Source organism: Nocardia elegans NBRC 108235, assembly GCF_001612845.1.
In the GTDB taxonomy this organism is placed as follows: domain Bacteria; phylum Actinomycetota; class Actinomycetes; order Mycobacteriales; family Mycobacteriaceae; genus Nocardia; species Nocardia nova.
Genome location: NZ_BDBF01000036.1, coordinates 1 through 15051, shown reverse-complemented (window position 1 = coordinate 15051; position 15051 = coordinate 1). Strand labels below are relative to the sequence as shown.

Sequence of the window (15051 nt, the reverse complement as noted above, 5' to 3'; positions counted from 1 at the left end):
GGCATGGCGCATTGGCATTACCTGTTCCTCCTCACGGCCTGTCTGGCGCTGACCGCGCCATTGGAATGCTTCGGCCGCGGCGTGTATCGCCGGCCACGATTACTGGCGGCCGCGCTGATACCGCCCGCTCTGCTCTTCCTGACCTGGGATCTGCTCGCGATCGCCGGTGGCGTATGGAGTTTCGACAGCCGTTACCTGATCGGCATCACCCTGCCGGGCTCGATACCGCTGGAGGAAGTGCTGTTCTTCCTGGTTGTTCCGATCTGCGGGCTCTTCACCTTCGTCGCCGTCGAAGCGCTGCTCGGCAGCGAACGAGGGCGGCGCCCGGCACTGCGAGGCAGACGATGAGCGTCGGAATACTCGCGTACACCGTGCCCGCTGTCGCGGCGGTGCCCGCGGTGTGGGTCGCCGAATGGACCGTGCTGCGCACCGGATTGCTGCGGCGTCCCGCCTACTGGATATCGATGGTCATCGTGCTCGGCTTCCAGATACCGGTCGACGGGTGGTTGACGAAGCTCAGCGCGCCGATCGTGCTGTACAACCCGGACCACATACTCGGGATCCGGTTTCCCTGGGATATCCCGGTGGAGGACTTCTTCTTCGGATTCGCCCTGGTCACAGCGGTATTGCTCTGCTGGGAGCGGGCGCGGCAACGGCAGGAGGGATCGCCGTCATGAGAAGCCGGTCGGCTCACGACGGGCTGGGGCGGGATCCGCGGCGGGTCCGGCTCCCGGCCGCGCCGGGACGAATGGATGTCGGCGCGGGCGGGCAGCCGCGACCACGAGTGGCGGTGGTGGGCGCGGGCATCGCGGGTCTGGCCGCGGCCACGGGCCTGGCCGAACGGGGATTTCGAGTCGATGTGATCGAACGCGAGCAATATCTCGGCGGACGCGTCGGCGGATGGACCGAGACGCTGCCCGACGGCACCGCGCTCGCCATGAACCGGGGTTTCCACGCCTTCTTTCCGCAGTACTACAATTTGCGAAAGTTGTTGTCGCGCAGCGATCCTGGGCTGACCAGGTGGCAACGTGTCGACGACTATCCGCTGATCGACGCGCAGGGCCGCCGGGACGGTTTCCGTCATCTGCCCCGCACTCCTCCCTGGAACGCGGTGGCGTTCGCGTTGCGCAGTCCCACCTTCCGGCTGCGCGACCTGATCCGGATGGACCCCACCGCGGCGGCACCGTTGGCCGCCGTGTCGGTACCGCGGATCTATCGGCAACTCGACGACGTGGACGCCGATACCTTCCTGCAGCGCATCAATTTCCCGGTTGCCGCGCGGCATCTGGCCTTCGACGTCTTTTCTCGCAGCTTCTTCGCCGCTCCCCAGCAGATGTCGGCAGCCGAACTGGCGACGATGTTCCACATCTACTTCCTGGGCTCTAGCGAGGGTTTGGTCTTCGACACGATTCGGGACAATTTCGATGTGGGCCTGTGGAATCCGCTGCGGGACCATCTCACCGCGCCGGACGTCACCGGACGCCCCGGCCGTGTCGATTTCCACACCGGCGTCAGAATCACCCGGATCGACACCGACGGCCCCGGTTTCCGGCTGCACGCCGACACCGGGTCCAGTCTGTCCGCCGATGCCGTCGTACTCGCCGCCGACGTGGCCGGTCTGCGCGACATCGTCGCCGCGTCACCGGAATTGGGGACTGCCGAATGGCGCGAGCGAGTCGCCGCATTGGCGCTCGCCCCGGCCTTCGTCGTCCATCGGCTCTGGCTGGACCGGCCGTTGCGCCGCGACCGGCCCAGCTTCCTGGCCACCGGCAACCTCAGCCCGATCGACAACATCAGTGTCGTCGATCGCTACGAGAGCGCCGCTGCCCGATGGGCCCGGCAACGAGGCGGCAGCGTCGTGGAACTGCACGCCTACGCGGCCGCGCCCGAACTACCCGGCACATCGGTGCGGGAGGCGGTGCGAGACCGGCTGTGCGCGCGACTGCACGAGATCTACCCCGAATCCCGGCAGGCGCGGGTCGTGGCGGAACGCACGCTGTGGCGCCGGGACTGCCCCCGTTTCGCGCCGGGCGATTTCGCCAACCGGCCGGAGGTCACCACCCCGCACCCGCGGTTGATGCTGGCAGGTGACGGCATACGGGTGGATCTTCCGGTGGCCCTGATGGAACGCGCCGCGACAACCGGTTGGCTCGCGGCGTCGGCGTTGGCACAACACTGGCAGACAGCCGGTCATTCACTACAGACGGTGCCCAACCGTGGCCGCTCGGCCGTCCTGCGCACCCTCGCGCTCCGGGAAAGGAATTCGTCGTGAACCATCGGCTTCAGCTCACCGGCCGGGTGAAGAACCTTCCACTGCGACGTTTCGCCGCCGAAGAGTGGTCGCGACAGCGGCCCACCTACCGCGACGCCGATCCCGCCCTGATCGACGCGACACTGGACTGGTCCCAGCGATTGCCCAGCGGAAACTGGTACGTGTTCGCGGCGAGTCGCGCGATCCGGGCGGGGCGGCCGTTCGGCACGACCGTCGGCGGTGTCGAGATCGTCGCCTGGCGAGACCGCGACGGCAGCTTGCTGGTCGGCCCCGGCGCATGCCCGCACCTCGGTGCGTCGCTCGCGACCGGCCGCGTCGAGAACGGCACCTTGATCTGCCGCTGGCACGGCCTGCGGATCGGCGCCGACGGCGGGCCGCGGTGGTCACCGTTCCCCTGCCACGACGACGGGGTACTCGCCTGGGTACGCCTGGACACCGTGGGTGGGCACACACCGACCGAGGCGCCGGTCGTCGGCGCCCGGCCCGACGACACCACGGTGCACGCGGTCAATCGGTCGACGGGCATCTGCGAGCCGCGCGACATCATCGCCAACCGGCTCGATCCGTGGCACGGCGGATGGCTCCACCCGTACTCCTTCACCCGCCTGGATGTCACTCGGACACCCCAGCGCGAGCACCTCGGCGAGGACGATCATCGCTTCCTGCTCACCGTCACCTTCCGCGTCACCCGCGGTCTCGGCGTTCCGGTCGAAGCGGAATTCACCTGTCCCGACCCGCGCACGATCGTCATGCGCATCGTCGGCGGCGAAGGCGCGGGCAGCGTGGTGGAAACCCACGCCACCCCGCTCGGTCCGGGCCCCGACGGCCGGCCTCGCACCGCGGTGATCGAAGCGGTCATCGCACACTCGCCTCGCCCCGGTTTCCGGCACGCGCACCGCGCTGTCCCGGTGCTGCGCCCGCTGATCAACCACGCGGCGGCCCGCCTCTGGCGCGACGACCTGGCCTATGCCGAGCGCCGCTACGAGTTGCGCACCCGCCGATAGCCTCGCGATTGCGGCGCCGCCGCACGCCGGCCCGGTCGTCGTGCTACGCCGCGATGCGCTCCACCGCTGCCACGACCTCCGACAGCAGCGGCAGCGATTCGTCGCGCTGGGGCGCGCGCGCCCACCACCGGCCCTCATGTGTGTGGCGCCCGAATCCGGTGGGCAGAATGACATTGCTGCGATGGGATCCGATATCGACGCCGTGGCGTTCCAATCGCAGTGTCCGGTCCACATCGGGATATCCGTCGAATACCGCGATAAACGTTCGACGCGGCGGGTGTTCACGCACGAGCACCGGCCCCGGAATCCCGCGCACGGTCAATTCACCGAGTACCAGCGCACCGAGCGGTTCCGGCGTATTCACGGCGGCGACGGAGTCGCCGAGAGGTAACACCACATATCCCGGCGAGGTGACGCGCACATAGGGTAATCCGAACAGCTCCCGGTAGGTGTCCGCCCAATCCTGTGGCGTAGCAATCTCTTTCAATCGCACGATGCACCTCACTCACTGTCCATCTCCCGGCGCCGTGCCCCGGCTCCGTTCGTCGGTTGTTCCAGTGAATACCGGAAATCACAGCAGTTACACGTGATTCGGTGAATCACGCGCGAATTGTCAGCCACGAGTGAGGTTCAGGACACAGTCCGGCCGGTTCGGACCGAATGGTCGCATTCGGTCCGGACCGAATCCGGTGACGGAACGGAACGGTTTCGAATCGAATCGGCGAATACCGATCGACATCCCGCATTTACGCTCATCGCCCGAGTACTCTCGGGGCCGCGGGTAGTCTCGGAACAACCCGCATGCGCACGGGACGGATGTCCGGGAGGTCGGCATGACTTGCGACTTGATGCTCATCGCGTACGACGGATCCGAGAATGCGAAGCGGGCCGTGGAATATGCGGGGCGATTTTTGTCCGCGCCCAAGGCGGTCGTGCTCACCGCATGGGAGCCGATGGTGCGCCAGGCCGCGCGGCTGTCCGGACTTTCCGGTGTGATGCAGCCGGAATGGCTGCCGGACGAGGAGATCGAGGATATCGCCTACGTCGACGCGAAACAGATCAATGCCGAGGGCGTACGGCTGGCCAAATTGGCGGGATTGAATGCGGAGCCCCGTACCGCCGAATGCACCTCGACCATCTGGAACGCGATCGTCGACGTGGCAGACGAGCTGAATGTGGACATCATCGTCGCCGGTACGCGCGGTTCCACCGGCATCCGCGCACTGCTGCATTCGAGCGTGGCGGAGGCGGTGCTGAAACACTGCCATCGGCCGATTCTGCTGGTGCCGCCGGGAAAGGAACCGATACCGGTCAGCGATCTCGCCGGTCAGCTGTGAGGGTGCCGCCCCGTTCACATGAGTCTGCCCACATGAGATCTGCGTCGCTACCCGGCCGCCGCCGCTTCCGCACACGACTATCGTCGGGAAACTATGGACGGCTTTCTGCTCGCACAACCGGGGGGCGTGGTCCGTACGACCGGCATCCGGCGCGCATTCGACGATGCGCGGCGGGCAGCGACGGCCCTGCGCGACGGTGCGGCGGAACTGATCGTCGGCGCGATCCCGTTCGACCCGGGCGATGCGGCCGCGCTGTGTGAGCCGCAGCAGGCCCAGCACAGCGCTGGCCCGTGGCGTCCGGCCGCCGTTCCGCCCCTGCCCGCGGTCCGGGTCGTCGCGGAAATTCCCAGTCCGGCAGAGCATGTGGCCCGGGTGACGAAACTGGTGGAGCAGCTGTCGGATCCGGCGCAGCCGCTCCGCAAGGTCGTCGCCGCGCGCTCGTTGATCGCCGAGGCGGACCAGCCGCTCGAGCCCGAGGTGGTCGCCGCGCACCTGCTGGTACGCCATCCTCAGGCCAACGTCTTCGCCGTCGATCTGACGCCCGCCGGCCGGACCGGCGCGCACCTGGTCGGCGCCACACCGGAGGTGCTGGTCGCCCGGCACGGTGACACCGTCACGCTGCGTCCGCTGGCCGGAACGCTGCCTCGGCACGCCGATCCCACGGTCGATGCCGAACGGTCGCGGGAGTTGTTGTCCAGTACCAAGAATCGCGACGAACACGCCTTCGTCATCGAGTGGATCCGGGAACGACTCACCCCCGTGTGCGCCGAACTCGCGATTCCCGACGGCCCCGAGCTGATCAACACCGCCGAGGTCTGGCATCTGGCCACACCCATCACCGGACGCCTGCGCGATCCCGCCACCACCGCGCTCGATCTGGCCCTGCTGCTGCATCCCACGCCCGCGGTCTGTGGCACCCCCACCGACCTCGCCCTGCGGACCATCACCGAGTACGAGGAGCCGCGCGGTTTCTACGGCGGCGCGGTCGGCTGGTGCGATGCGCGCGGCGACGGCGAATGGGTGGTCGCGATCCGGTGCGCCGACGTGTCCGCGGACGGACGCACCGTGCAGGCCTACGGTGGCGGCGGCATCGTGGCGGCCTCCGACCCGCGCACCGAACTCGACGAGACGACCGCGAAACTGCGCACTCTGTTGAACGGGCTGGCCTGCCCGGTACCGGACCAGCCGAGCTGATCGCACCTGCTCGAAAAAGCCGCTCGGGAGCCGTTCGCCCGGCGGGTTGCCGTGCTGCTTGTCTCTCGGGGCGCGTCCATGTTGTAGGTTGGCTCGCAAGACGCCTGTGTCGATGTTGGGAGTACGCGATGAAGTTTGCCGTCCCGGGGGTTGCGAGCGCCGTCGCCGGAGCGCTGCTCGGTGTGATCGCGGTGTTCATCGTCGTGACGGCGACGGCGCAGAATTCGCGGCCCGAGATAAGTCATGGAGACGCCTCGTCGTCGCTACTGAACAACGTTGAGTACGGCGCTCGCTGACGCTGCGCCGACCGCTGCCCCCGCCGTCGACTCTCGCTCCTCGGCCACCGCACCACTGGGCCGGCGTTGGTTCGCCGGTACCGTTCTCGTCGCCTTCCTGCTGACCTATCTGCAGGCGCCCGGTAACACCGTCGCCGACACCAAATACGACCTCGCCCAGAATCCGGTCGGATTCCTGCAGCGTGCCGCCCACCTGTGGAGCAGTCAGGCGCCGATGGGCCAGGTGCAGAACCAGGCCTACGGATATTTCTTCCCGCACGGCGCCTTCTTCTCGCTGGGCCATGTGCTGGGCCTTCCGGCGTGGGTGACGCAGCGGATCTGGTGGGCGCTGCTGATCCTCGCCGGCTTCTGGGGCATCGTCCGGCTGTGCGAGGTCCTGGGCATCGGCACCCGCGGTTCCCGGGTGATCGCGGCGGTCGCGTTCGCGCTGTCGCCGCGGGTGTTGACCACGCTCGGATCCATCTCCTCGGAAACCCTGCCGATGATGCTGGCTCCCTGGGTGCTGCTCGCACCGGCGGCCCTGGGTGTGGTCGGGATGCCGCGCATTCATGCCGCCCGGTCCGGGTGGCGGCGACTGCTACCGCACCGGCCGACCGCCGAATCGGTCTCGATGCGGGGTGCGACCTCACCGGCGGCGAGCGCCCTCGCGTTGGCGCTGATGGGGTCGGTCAACGCGGTCGCGACCGTGGCCGCCTTCCTGCCCGCGGCACTGTGGTGGGCGTCGTATCGCCCGAATCGGACCTGGTGGCGGTTCACCCGGGCCTGGATTCCGCTGCTGATCCTGGGCACCTTGTGGTGGGTGGTGCCGCTGCTGGTGCTGGGCAAGGTGAGTCCGCCGTTCCTGGACTACATCGAATCCTCCGGCGTGACGACCCAGTGGGCGTCGCTGGGTGAGGTGTTGCGCGGCACCGACAGCTGGACGCCGTACGTCTCACCGGAGCGGATCGCGGGTGCGGTGCTGGTCACCCAGCCCGCGGCGGTGCTGGCGACCGGCGTGCTCGCGGCGGCCGGAATGGCCGGGCTGGCGCTGCGTTCCATGCCGGCGCGCGGTCGGTTCACGCTCGTCCTGATCGCCGGCCTGGTCGGCATCTGCGCCGGATACGCCGGACAGCTGGGTGGCCCGTTCGCCGAATCGGTGCGGATCTTCCTGGATTCCGGCGGCGCCCCGCTGCGCAATGTGCACAAGCTGGAACCACTGATCCGGATCCCGCTGGTGATCGGGCTCGCCCATCTGCTGCGGCGGGTGCCGCTGCCCGCCTCGGTGCCGATGCCGGTGTGGCGCAGCGCCTTCGCGCATCCCGAACGCAACCGCATGGTCGCGGTGGCGGCGCTGCTGCTGGCGGCGCTGGCGTTGTCGACCTCGTTGGCATGGACCGGCAAACTCGCCCCGCGCGGCGCCTACGACAAGGTGCCGGCGTACTGGCAGCAGACCGCGGACTGGTTGGCGCGCAATGCTCCGGACACCCGGGCGCTGGTGGTGCCCGGAGCACCGTTCGGCAGTCAGATCTGGGGCCTGACCCGCGACGAACCGCTGCAGGCTCTGGCTCGCACGCCGTGGGCGGTGCGTGATGCCGTGCCGCTCACGCCGCCGGGCGCGATCCGGGCGATGGATTCGGTGCAGCGGCTGATCGCCGACGGCCGGCCCTCGACCGGGCTCGCACCGACACTGATCGATCAAGGCATCGGAATTCTGGTGCTGCGCAACGATCTCGATCCCGATACCTCCCGCTCCACCCGGCCGATGCTGGCGCACGCGGCGATCGAGGGTTCGCCCGGCATCACCAAGGTCGCCGAATTCGGCAACCAGATCGAGGTGGGCCACGGTGACGGTCTGGTCGCCGACGGTGATCTGCGCCCGACGTATCCGGCGATCGAGATCTACCGGGTGAGCGCCGGCGACCGCGGTGACCCTGCCGAGATTCGCAGTGGTCCCGGCGCTCCGGCGAGTTTCCCGGGGGCACGGACGGTGCCGCTGCCTTCGGTTCCGGTGGTGCAGGGCGGGCCGGAAGTGCTGGAACGGCTGCGTCGCAACGACTCCGACGCGAACGGTCCCGCGCTGCTGGCCGCCGATGCCGCACGCGCCGGACTGACTCCGGTCGCGACCACGATCACCGATACGCCGATGGATCGGGAGGCCGATTTCGGACGGGTGGACAACCACAATTCGGCGCTGCGCGCGCCCACCGACGCCCGCCGCACCCACAATCTGGTACCCGACTACCCGGTGCCCGGCGCGCAGCCGGTGCAGGGACAGTGGTCCGGCGCGACCGTCACGGCGTCCAGTTCCGCGGCCGATGCCACGCAGCTCGGCGGAGCGGCGCCCGGCAGTTCGACCGCCGCCGCCTTCGACGGGGATCCGAGCACCGCGTGGTTGAGCACAAGCGCCGAACACGCTGTCGGGCAATGGCTGCGACTCGACCTCGACCATCCCATCGAAGCCGGTGCCCTGCAGGTCACCACGAGCCCCGCCGCGATCGGCGACCCGGTGAAGTGGATCGAGGTGCGCACCGCTAACGGGACGGTGGCCGCACGAATATCGGAACCCGGTGCGCCGGTGTCGGTTTCGTTGCAGCCGGGCCGTACCGACTGGCTCACCATCACCGCGACCCGCACCGAGAACGGCACCGGCGGTGGGCAATTCGGCATCAGCGAAGTTCAGCTGTTCGACTATTCGAACCGTGACGCACCGACGCCCGTGACGATTCGCCACCACACGGTGCTACCGCCCGTTCCGGCCGGAACACCGGTGCACGGCTGGAATCTGGGACAGGAATTCCCTGGCCGCAGCGGATGTTTCGATGCGCCGGATCGGGTGCGGTGCAGCAAGGGCCTCGCGCTGCCCGCCGAGGAGCCGGGCGCCTTCGAACGCACTCTCGGTGTCCCGGACCCGATGACGGTCGCACCGCGACTGACCCTGCGCACGCGACAGGGCCCCGCGCTGGAAGGCCTGCTGACCGATCCGGAGCGGCCCATCGCCCGCGGCAAGGCCGACGTGGGCGATCTGCGCGGTTCGGCCTTCGCGGCGACCGACGGCGATCCGCGCACGAGCTGGATCGCGCCCGAGGACACCGTGCGCAATCGCACCGGCGCCAAACCGACACTGACGATTCAGCTGCCGCGACCGGAACTGGTGACCGGCCTCGAGGTCACCCCGCCGATGGGCGCGCTGCCCGCGCGACCGACCTCGATCGCGGTCAATCTCGGGGACGGGCCGCAGGTTCGCGAGGTTCCGCCCGCACCGAAGGGACGCGATCCGGAGGCGACGGCCGACTCACCGGGCCGAACCTCGCCGACCGCCACACCGCCGCGCAACGCGCCCGCCCCGGAGCCGAAGTCCACCGACACCCCCGCGCCGATGTCGGCGCCGCCGACTCCGGTGCGGCTGGAGTTGCATCCGTACGTCACCGACCACATCGAGCTCAGCATCGATACCTGGAAGCCGGTGCTGGACCGGACCGCCCTCGGGCTCACCCAGGAGCAACCGCCGGGCCTGGCGGAGGTGTCCGTACTCGGACCGGACTACCCCGCGGCCGCCCCCGGCGATCGGCCGGTGACCGTCGACTGCGACCACGGCCCGACCATCGCGGTCGCCGGGCGGGTATTGCACACCAGCGTGACGGCGACGGCCGATGCGTTGCTCACGGGAAAGCCGGTGTCCGCCACCGTGTGCGCGCCCGGCGACGGCGGCGCCCCGGGGACGGTCGACCTCCCCGCCGGTTCCGTCGACGTCACGGTCGCCCCGACGGAACTGTTCTCCGTCGACGAACTGCGCTTGGACAACACGGCTTTCGCGGCCGACGGCTCCGCCTCGCCCGAATCCCTCGCTCCGGGGTCGCCCGAAGATGCGGGTCGCCCGGCCGGCATCAATGCGCCGGTCGGCGATCGCCTGCTGGTCTTGCCGCTCAGTACCAATGTCGGCTGGACCGCGCACACCGGGGACGGCCACGCGTTGCGGCCCGTCGTGGTCGACGGGTGGAAGCAGGGGTGGGTGATTCCCGCCGATGGGCACGGCCCGGTAACCGTGGGATTCTCGATCGACCGCTGGTATCGCCTGGCCATCTTCGGCGGATTGCTGTTGCTGATCCCGCTGGCGCTGCTGGCCCTGCCGGTTCCGAGACGACTGCGTAAACGGTTGTGGCACAACGGCGATGGGCGCCGCGCGGCCGCACTGCCGGCCGACGAGGCTACGCCGCTCCCCGCAGAGGGCAGAACGCCCGGCGCCCCCGCCCTGTCGGCCGCCGAGTCGCCCGCCCCGGCGGACGGCGAACCCGCGACGACCTACGACCCACCACCTCGGACCTGGAACAGTTGGTGGCTGGGTGCGGCCGGTGTGTCGATCGCCGCGTTGCTCATTTCCGGTCCGATCGGAACACTCTGCGCCGCCGCCGGTTTGGTTGCGGTGCGGGTGCTGCCGAAGGCGCCGCTCGTTCTCGCGGTCCTCGCCGGGGCCGGAACGATTCTGGGTGAAGCCGCGCTCTCGACCGGGCCGTGGCGTTCGGCCGAGACCTATATGGGTGGCTCGCTGTGGGCGCAGTTCCCGGCGCTGGTGGCGGTGGTCGCCGTGGGCGTCGCCGCACTGCCCGCGCGCGCACCGATCCGGCGGGCGCGTTCCACTAACCGAACCGACGTTTGACCCACTGCCGCACCGGTTCTTCGACCAGCGCGTAACTCGCGGCGGCCAGCGGCATCGTGAAGGCGACCGTCAATGCCAGCACATGCAGGAACCCGCCGTTGAACGGGATGAATCCGAAGATCGGGAACATCATCGCCAGCACCACCAGATGCCAGATGAAGATGCCGTAGGACCAGCGTCCGATCGTCAGCGCCAGGCGGCTCTCCAGAAAGCGGTGCCGCGCGACACCGACCACGAGCGGGGCGAGCAGGCCGAAACAGATCAAGGCCCCTAGACCCATTTTCATCGCGTACTGCCACGCAGCGGCGCGGGCCAGTCCGGCGGGACCGGCCAGATCGGTCGCCGACAGCGCGAACGCGACCGCGGCGGCCGACCACATCAGCCGGCGGTCACCGAGCGGGCGTTGCCAGCGCGGCGTCACGTCCCCGCTGCGGGACCGCGCGGCCAGGACCTCGGCCAGTTCGGCCAGCACCATGCCGGCCGCGAACCACGGCAGATATCCGGGCAGCCAATTGTCGGCGTGGATGGCGTCCGGGGTCGGCACCGGCAGGAAATTCCAGCCCAGGCACAGCAATCCCATCGCGCTCACCGCGAACACCCGCTGCCGTGCCGCCGAGCCGCGCAACCGGACCAGCGCCCAGGCCAGCAGCGGCAGCATCAGATAGAACGCCACCTCCACCGACAGACTCCACATCTGGGTGAGACCGTCGGTCAGGGTCAGCGGAACGAACACCTGCACCAGGATCAGATTCGCCCCCCATACCCGCAGTCCGGCCGAATGCGCCGCCGACGGCAGCAGTGTGAGCGCCACGCAGACCACGACCCAGTAGGCGGGCAGGATGCGAGCGGCCCGGTGCAGCAGATAGCGCCCGGCCCGAGGGGCGGTGCCCAGGCCGCGGGCCGCTGCGGCGTGCGGGCGCCACAGCAGGAAACCAGAGAGACCGAAGAATACGGCGACGGCCATGTCGAACCGTTCCCACACCCGCCCGATCACCGGCGTCGCGGTGGCGCCGGTCTGGAAGGCCACGTGCGTCAACACCACGCCGAGGGCGGCCAGTCCGCGCAGCCCCTCCAGCGCGGGAACGAATCTCCGGGTTCCGGGAACCGGCGGAGCGGGACGCGACGCCGCGGCAACCGGCACGTCGGTGCTGGATGTGGCGATTTCTGGCGTTGCGGTCATCGCGATCCAGTGTGCCCTGCCGGGTTCGCCGGCGCCTCGTGCGGCTCCCCGCGCCCGCAGACTCGAGCCTCGACTCGCCGGACGCTCGTACTTTTCGGAGTGTTTTCCGCACTCAGCTCGCCGGGTTAAGGTGCCGGACTGTTAGTGTCGGGGCTCACGAGTGCTTGTGTTATGACCGCACCCGGTTATGAGCGCACCCGGACGAGGCTTGTTCGACGACGAGGAGAGTTTGCATGGCACTCAGTGCCGGTACCAAGAGGACGGTGGCCTGCCTGCTCGTGGGACTCGGTGCGCTGTTGATCGTCGCAGCGATACTGGTCCCGACATATGGGGTGAGCCAATTGGCCAAAACTCCCCTCGACCTCGAGATCACCACCATCGCATCCAACAAGCCCGACGCCCCGAGCGAGGTGCTGGATTCGAAATCGCTCCTCACGGGCGAGGGCCCGGCGGTGGTCGATAAGAACGTCGGGCTCATCTCGCAGCGCTTCCTCACCGTCGAGGAACCGTCCGGCAAGACCAACATGACCATCCAGGCCGGTCAGACGCTGCGCCGCAAGGACAAGACGGGCGACACCGGCCTGCTGTCGGCGATCATCGACCGCGTCACCATCAACCGCAAGACCGGCCAGCCGATCGACGACGACCCCAACGGCTCGATCGCCACCACCGTCGACAGCAAGGGCAACAGCGTCGCGGATCCGGTGCAGCACACCGGCCTCCAGTACCGCTTCCCACTGGGAACCGAGAAGACGACGTACCCGTACTTCGACATCAACGCCCGCAAGTCGTTCGATATGAAGTTCGTGGAGGAGACCGAGATCAACGATCTGAAGGTCTACCACTTCCGCCAGCAGGTGCCGGCCACCGATCTGTCGAAGGTCACATCCTCGCCGACCAACCGGCTCACCTTCCCGGCCACCAAGTGGGGCGTCCCGGGCGAGGGTGACATCACGATGAACCGCTACTACACCAACACCCGTGACGTGTGGGTGGAGCCGCAGACCGGCACTGTCATCAGCGGCTCCGAGCAGCTGCACCAGTACTACGCGCGCAGTGCGGACAAGCCCGAGGTTACCGCGATCAACACCACGCTGACCTTCGATCCCGACACCATCCGCTCGCAGTCCGACGAGGCCCGCAAGTATATGGATCAGCTGTCGCTCTACGGCCGCACGCTGCCGATCGTCTTCGGTGTGCTGGGCGCGATCTCGCTGATCGCCGGCCTGATCCTGGGCCTTCGCGGCGGCGACGGCACCTCGAAGCCGGGCCGTCTGGTCAAGAAGCCGCAGACCACCCCGCCGAGCGACAAGCCGGGGCAGGCGTTCTCGGAGGCTCCGACGCAGCAGATCGACATCAGTAAGAACCGCTAGGTCTTCCACTCGCACAGTGGCTCCCCGGTTGTCGGACCGGGGAGCCACTGTCGTATCCGGGCGCTACCGTGCGGCCGGCCGAGCGGCGGGCTGCAGGCGGAATGTCAGGGCCTCCATCAGAGTTTTGCGCTGGGTCTTCTGCACCGCCGCGATCCGCCACCGGCCGTCGGATTCGCGGACCACCGTGTAGGTGGCGAGTTTGCCGAGTTTCTTCGCCTGCCCCTTGGCCGATTCGCCGCGAGTGACGACCACGGCGGTATCGCTGCCGTAGCGGCGGATTTCGACGATGTCGACGGTGAGCCGGGTGCCCTTCAGGAAGCTGTCGAACAGCGCCTGATGCGCGCTGCCGATCTCGGGCCCGCCGTGGTAGACGGTGCCCAGGTAGGTGACGTCGGTGGCGTCGGCGGTGAAGCACGCGCCGTAGGCGGCGCCGTCACCGCTATTCCACGCGTCCCGGCTGCGCTCGATGAGGGCGCGGATGGCAGTGGTGTCGGTGGCGGTCATGAGCGATCCCTCTCGTGATATTCTCTGCTTAGAAGATTTTTCTTCTTTGAAGAAGTCTCTTCGTTGAGGAAGAGACTATGAGAGAGGTGCGCCCGGTGTCAACAGCAAGCCGCGACAGCGATCCCAGCCGAGTCTTTCGGCGCTATCTGAGTTCGGTGGTGCTGCATGCCCAAGCGGGGGCGAAAGCGGTCGGGCTCGGGGCCACCGACCTCTACGCGCTGAACATCCTGGAATTGAGCGGCGCGATGACGCCCGGCGAACTCGGCGCCCGCACCGGGCTCACCACCGGACCCACCACCCGCCTGATCGATCGCCTGGAACAGGGTGGTTACGTGCGCCGGGCGCCGGATCCGGCCGACCGGCGCAAGGTCATCGTCGAACCGGTGGACCGGCCCGCCGGACTGGACAGCGCCCTGGCCCCCGCGCGCCGCCGAATCGGCGAGATCGTGCGCGGCTACACCCCCGAACAGCGGGAATTGCTGTTCGACTATTTCGCGCGCGCGGCCGAGGCGTACCAGCGCGCGGCCGAGGACATCACCGCCGAGGACGTCACGGAATCGGACGTATAGGCCGCGCCGACCCCGATGTCACTCGGCCGACAACGGCGAAAGCCGTTCTCCCACAGCAACGTCGGTGCCAGCGCGCGGGTCGAGGCGTACGGTTCGGATGACGACGGCGACCACCAGCGCCGTGACCGTCGCGGCGACTCCGGTAGCCAGCGCGATCAACACGGGCAGGCTGCGCACGAACGGCACCGCGACGCCCACTTCGACCGCCAATCCGATCCAGATCACGACGGCCGGTGCCGTGCGGTCGGCAGCGATGGCCGACAGCAGGGCTCCCTGCAGCACCGCCAACAGCGCGCCCGCGAGCGCGAACAGCCACAGCAGATCCTGGATCGGCGCGTAGTCACGGCCGGCGAACAACGGGGCCAGCGGCGCCAGCACGGCCGCACCCGCCACGGCGACCAGGCCGACCGCCCCCAGCACGCCGAGCGCGGAACGCAGCGCGCGGACGGAATGCTGCGGTTGCGCCATCCGCGGATACAGCACGACGCCGACGGCCTGCGGCAGCCAGAAAGCGATCTTGGTGGCGATCGCACCGAGGGCGTAGCGGCTGGCGTCCGCCTCGTCGAGCACGATGCGGGCGACGATCAGATCCGCGGACGCGAGCGCCATCAACGCGGCTTGGACCTGTGCGGCACGCAGGACCGCGCCCACGCCGGCGGCCCGCACCGCCCCGACCCGCGCACCGGTTC

The 15051-nt window shown here is 69.0% G+C and carries 13 protein-coding genes and 1 pseudogene; 10 read left to right on the top strand and 4 right to left on the bottom strand.

What is annotated here, in order from left to right:
- Nucleotides 1–3: 3 nt before the first annotated feature.
- The 4 genes from NE2_RS23930 to NE2_RS23915 are packed head-to-tail and all read left to right on the top strand — an operon-like array spanning nucleotide 4 to nucleotide 3276.
- A complete protein-coding gene (locus NE2_RS23930; RefSeq protein ID WP_063029629.1) occupies nucleotides 4–348 on the top strand; it encodes a lycopene cyclase domain-containing protein in 345 nt (114 codons plus the stop codon).
- Complete coding sequence (locus NE2_RS23925; RefSeq protein WP_030514244.1) at nucleotides 345–677, top strand: lycopene cyclase domain-containing protein; 333 nt, start codon at nucleotides 345–347, stop codon at nucleotides 675–677. Before NE2_RS23930 ends, NE2_RS23925 begins: the two co-directional genes overlap by 4 nt.
- Nucleotides 674–2272 (top strand): FAD-dependent oxidoreductase, encoded by a 1599-nt coding sequence (locus NE2_RS23920; RefSeq protein WP_063029627.1) that lies wholly within the window; start codon nucleotides 674–676, stop codon nucleotides 2270–2272. Before NE2_RS23925 ends, NE2_RS23920 begins: the two co-directional genes overlap by 4 nt.
- On the top strand, nucleotides 2269–3276 hold the full coding sequence (locus tag NE2_RS23915; RefSeq protein WP_063029625.1) for a Rieske (2Fe-2S) protein: 1008 nt from the start codon (nucleotides 2269–2271) through the stop codon (nucleotides 3274–3276). Before NE2_RS23920 ends, NE2_RS23915 begins: the two co-directional genes overlap by 4 nt.
- Nucleotides 3277–3319: 43 nt before the next feature.
- Here the strand turns inward: NE2_RS23915 and NE2_RS23910 are convergent, their stop codons facing one another.
- On the bottom strand, nucleotides 3320–3769 hold the full coding sequence (locus NE2_RS23910; protein ID WP_146100745.1) for a VOC family protein: 450 nt from the start codon (nucleotides 3767–3769) through the stop codon (nucleotides 3320–3322).
- A gap of 340 nt (nucleotides 3770–4109) precedes the next feature.
- Here NE2_RS23910 and NE2_RS23905 point away from each other — a divergent pair, with 340 nt between their 5' ends.
- The 4 genes from NE2_RS23905 (at nucleotide 4110) to NE2_RS23895 (ending at nucleotide 10736) form a co-directional block, all read left to right on the top strand.
- A complete protein-coding gene (locus tag NE2_RS23905) occupies nucleotides 4110–4613 on the top strand; it encodes a universal stress protein (RefSeq protein WP_030514240.1) in 504 nt (167 codons plus the stop codon).
- A gap of 93 nt (nucleotides 4614–4706) precedes the next feature.
- Complete coding sequence (locus NE2_RS23900; RefSeq protein ID WP_063029624.1) at nucleotides 4707–5807, top strand: isochorismate synthase; 1101 nt, start codon at nucleotides 4707–4709, stop codon at nucleotides 5805–5807.
- Nucleotides 5808–5935: 128 nt separating this feature from the next.
- The gene (locus NE2_RS35180; protein ID WP_081879341.1) at nucleotides 5936–6103 is read left to right on the top strand and encodes a DUF2613 domain-containing protein; all 168 of its coding nucleotides are present in this window, start codon (nucleotides 5936–5938) and stop codon (nucleotides 6101–6103) included.
- Entirely contained in the window at nucleotides 6084–10736 is a 4653-nt protein-coding gene (locus NE2_RS23895; protein WP_174553975.1) for an alpha-(1->3)-arabinofuranosyltransferase domain-containing protein, read from the top strand. The genes NE2_RS35180 and NE2_RS23895 overlap by 20 nt, the downstream gene beginning before the upstream one ends.
- On the opposite strand, the gene NE2_RS23890 is transcribed toward NE2_RS23895, so the two are convergent.
- A complete protein-coding gene (locus NE2_RS23890; protein WP_084494291.1) occupies nucleotides 10717–11916 on the bottom strand; it encodes an acyltransferase family protein in 1200 nt (399 codons plus the stop codon). The genes NE2_RS23895 and NE2_RS23890 overlap by 20 nt on opposite strands.
- A gap of 233 nt (nucleotides 11917–12149) precedes the next feature.
- Here NE2_RS23890 and pgfA point away from each other — a divergent pair, with 233 nt between their 5' ends.
- Nucleotides 12150–13289: a cell envelope lipid trafficking protein PgfA gene (pgfA, locus tag NE2_RS23885; protein WP_063029622.1), complete on the top strand. Its 1140-nt coding sequence runs from the start codon at nucleotides 12150–12152 to the stop codon at nucleotides 13287–13289.
- A 63-nt stretch (nucleotides 13290–13352) separates the two neighbouring features.
- Here pgfA and NE2_RS23880 read toward each other — a convergent pair whose 3' ends face one another.
- Nucleotides 13353–13793: an SgcJ/EcaC family oxidoreductase gene (locus NE2_RS23880; RefSeq protein WP_063029620.1), complete on the bottom strand. Its 441-nt coding sequence runs from the start codon at nucleotides 13791–13793 to the stop codon at nucleotides 13353–13355.
- 95 nt (nucleotides 13794–13888) lie between these two features.
- Between NE2_RS23880 and NE2_RS23875 the strand changes: the two genes are divergently transcribed.
- Nucleotides 13889–14362, top strand: coding sequence for a MarR family winged helix-turn-helix transcriptional regulator (locus tag NE2_RS23875; RefSeq protein ID WP_233429865.1), 474 nt, complete (start codon nucleotides 13889–13891; stop codon nucleotides 14360–14362).
- An 18-nt stretch (nucleotides 14363–14380) separates the two neighbouring features.
- On the opposite strand, the pseudogene NE2_RS36415 reads toward NE2_RS23875, so the two are convergent.
- Nucleotides 14381–15051: pseudogene (locus tag NE2_RS36415) on the bottom strand (polysaccharide biosynthesis protein); the annotation flags it as partial.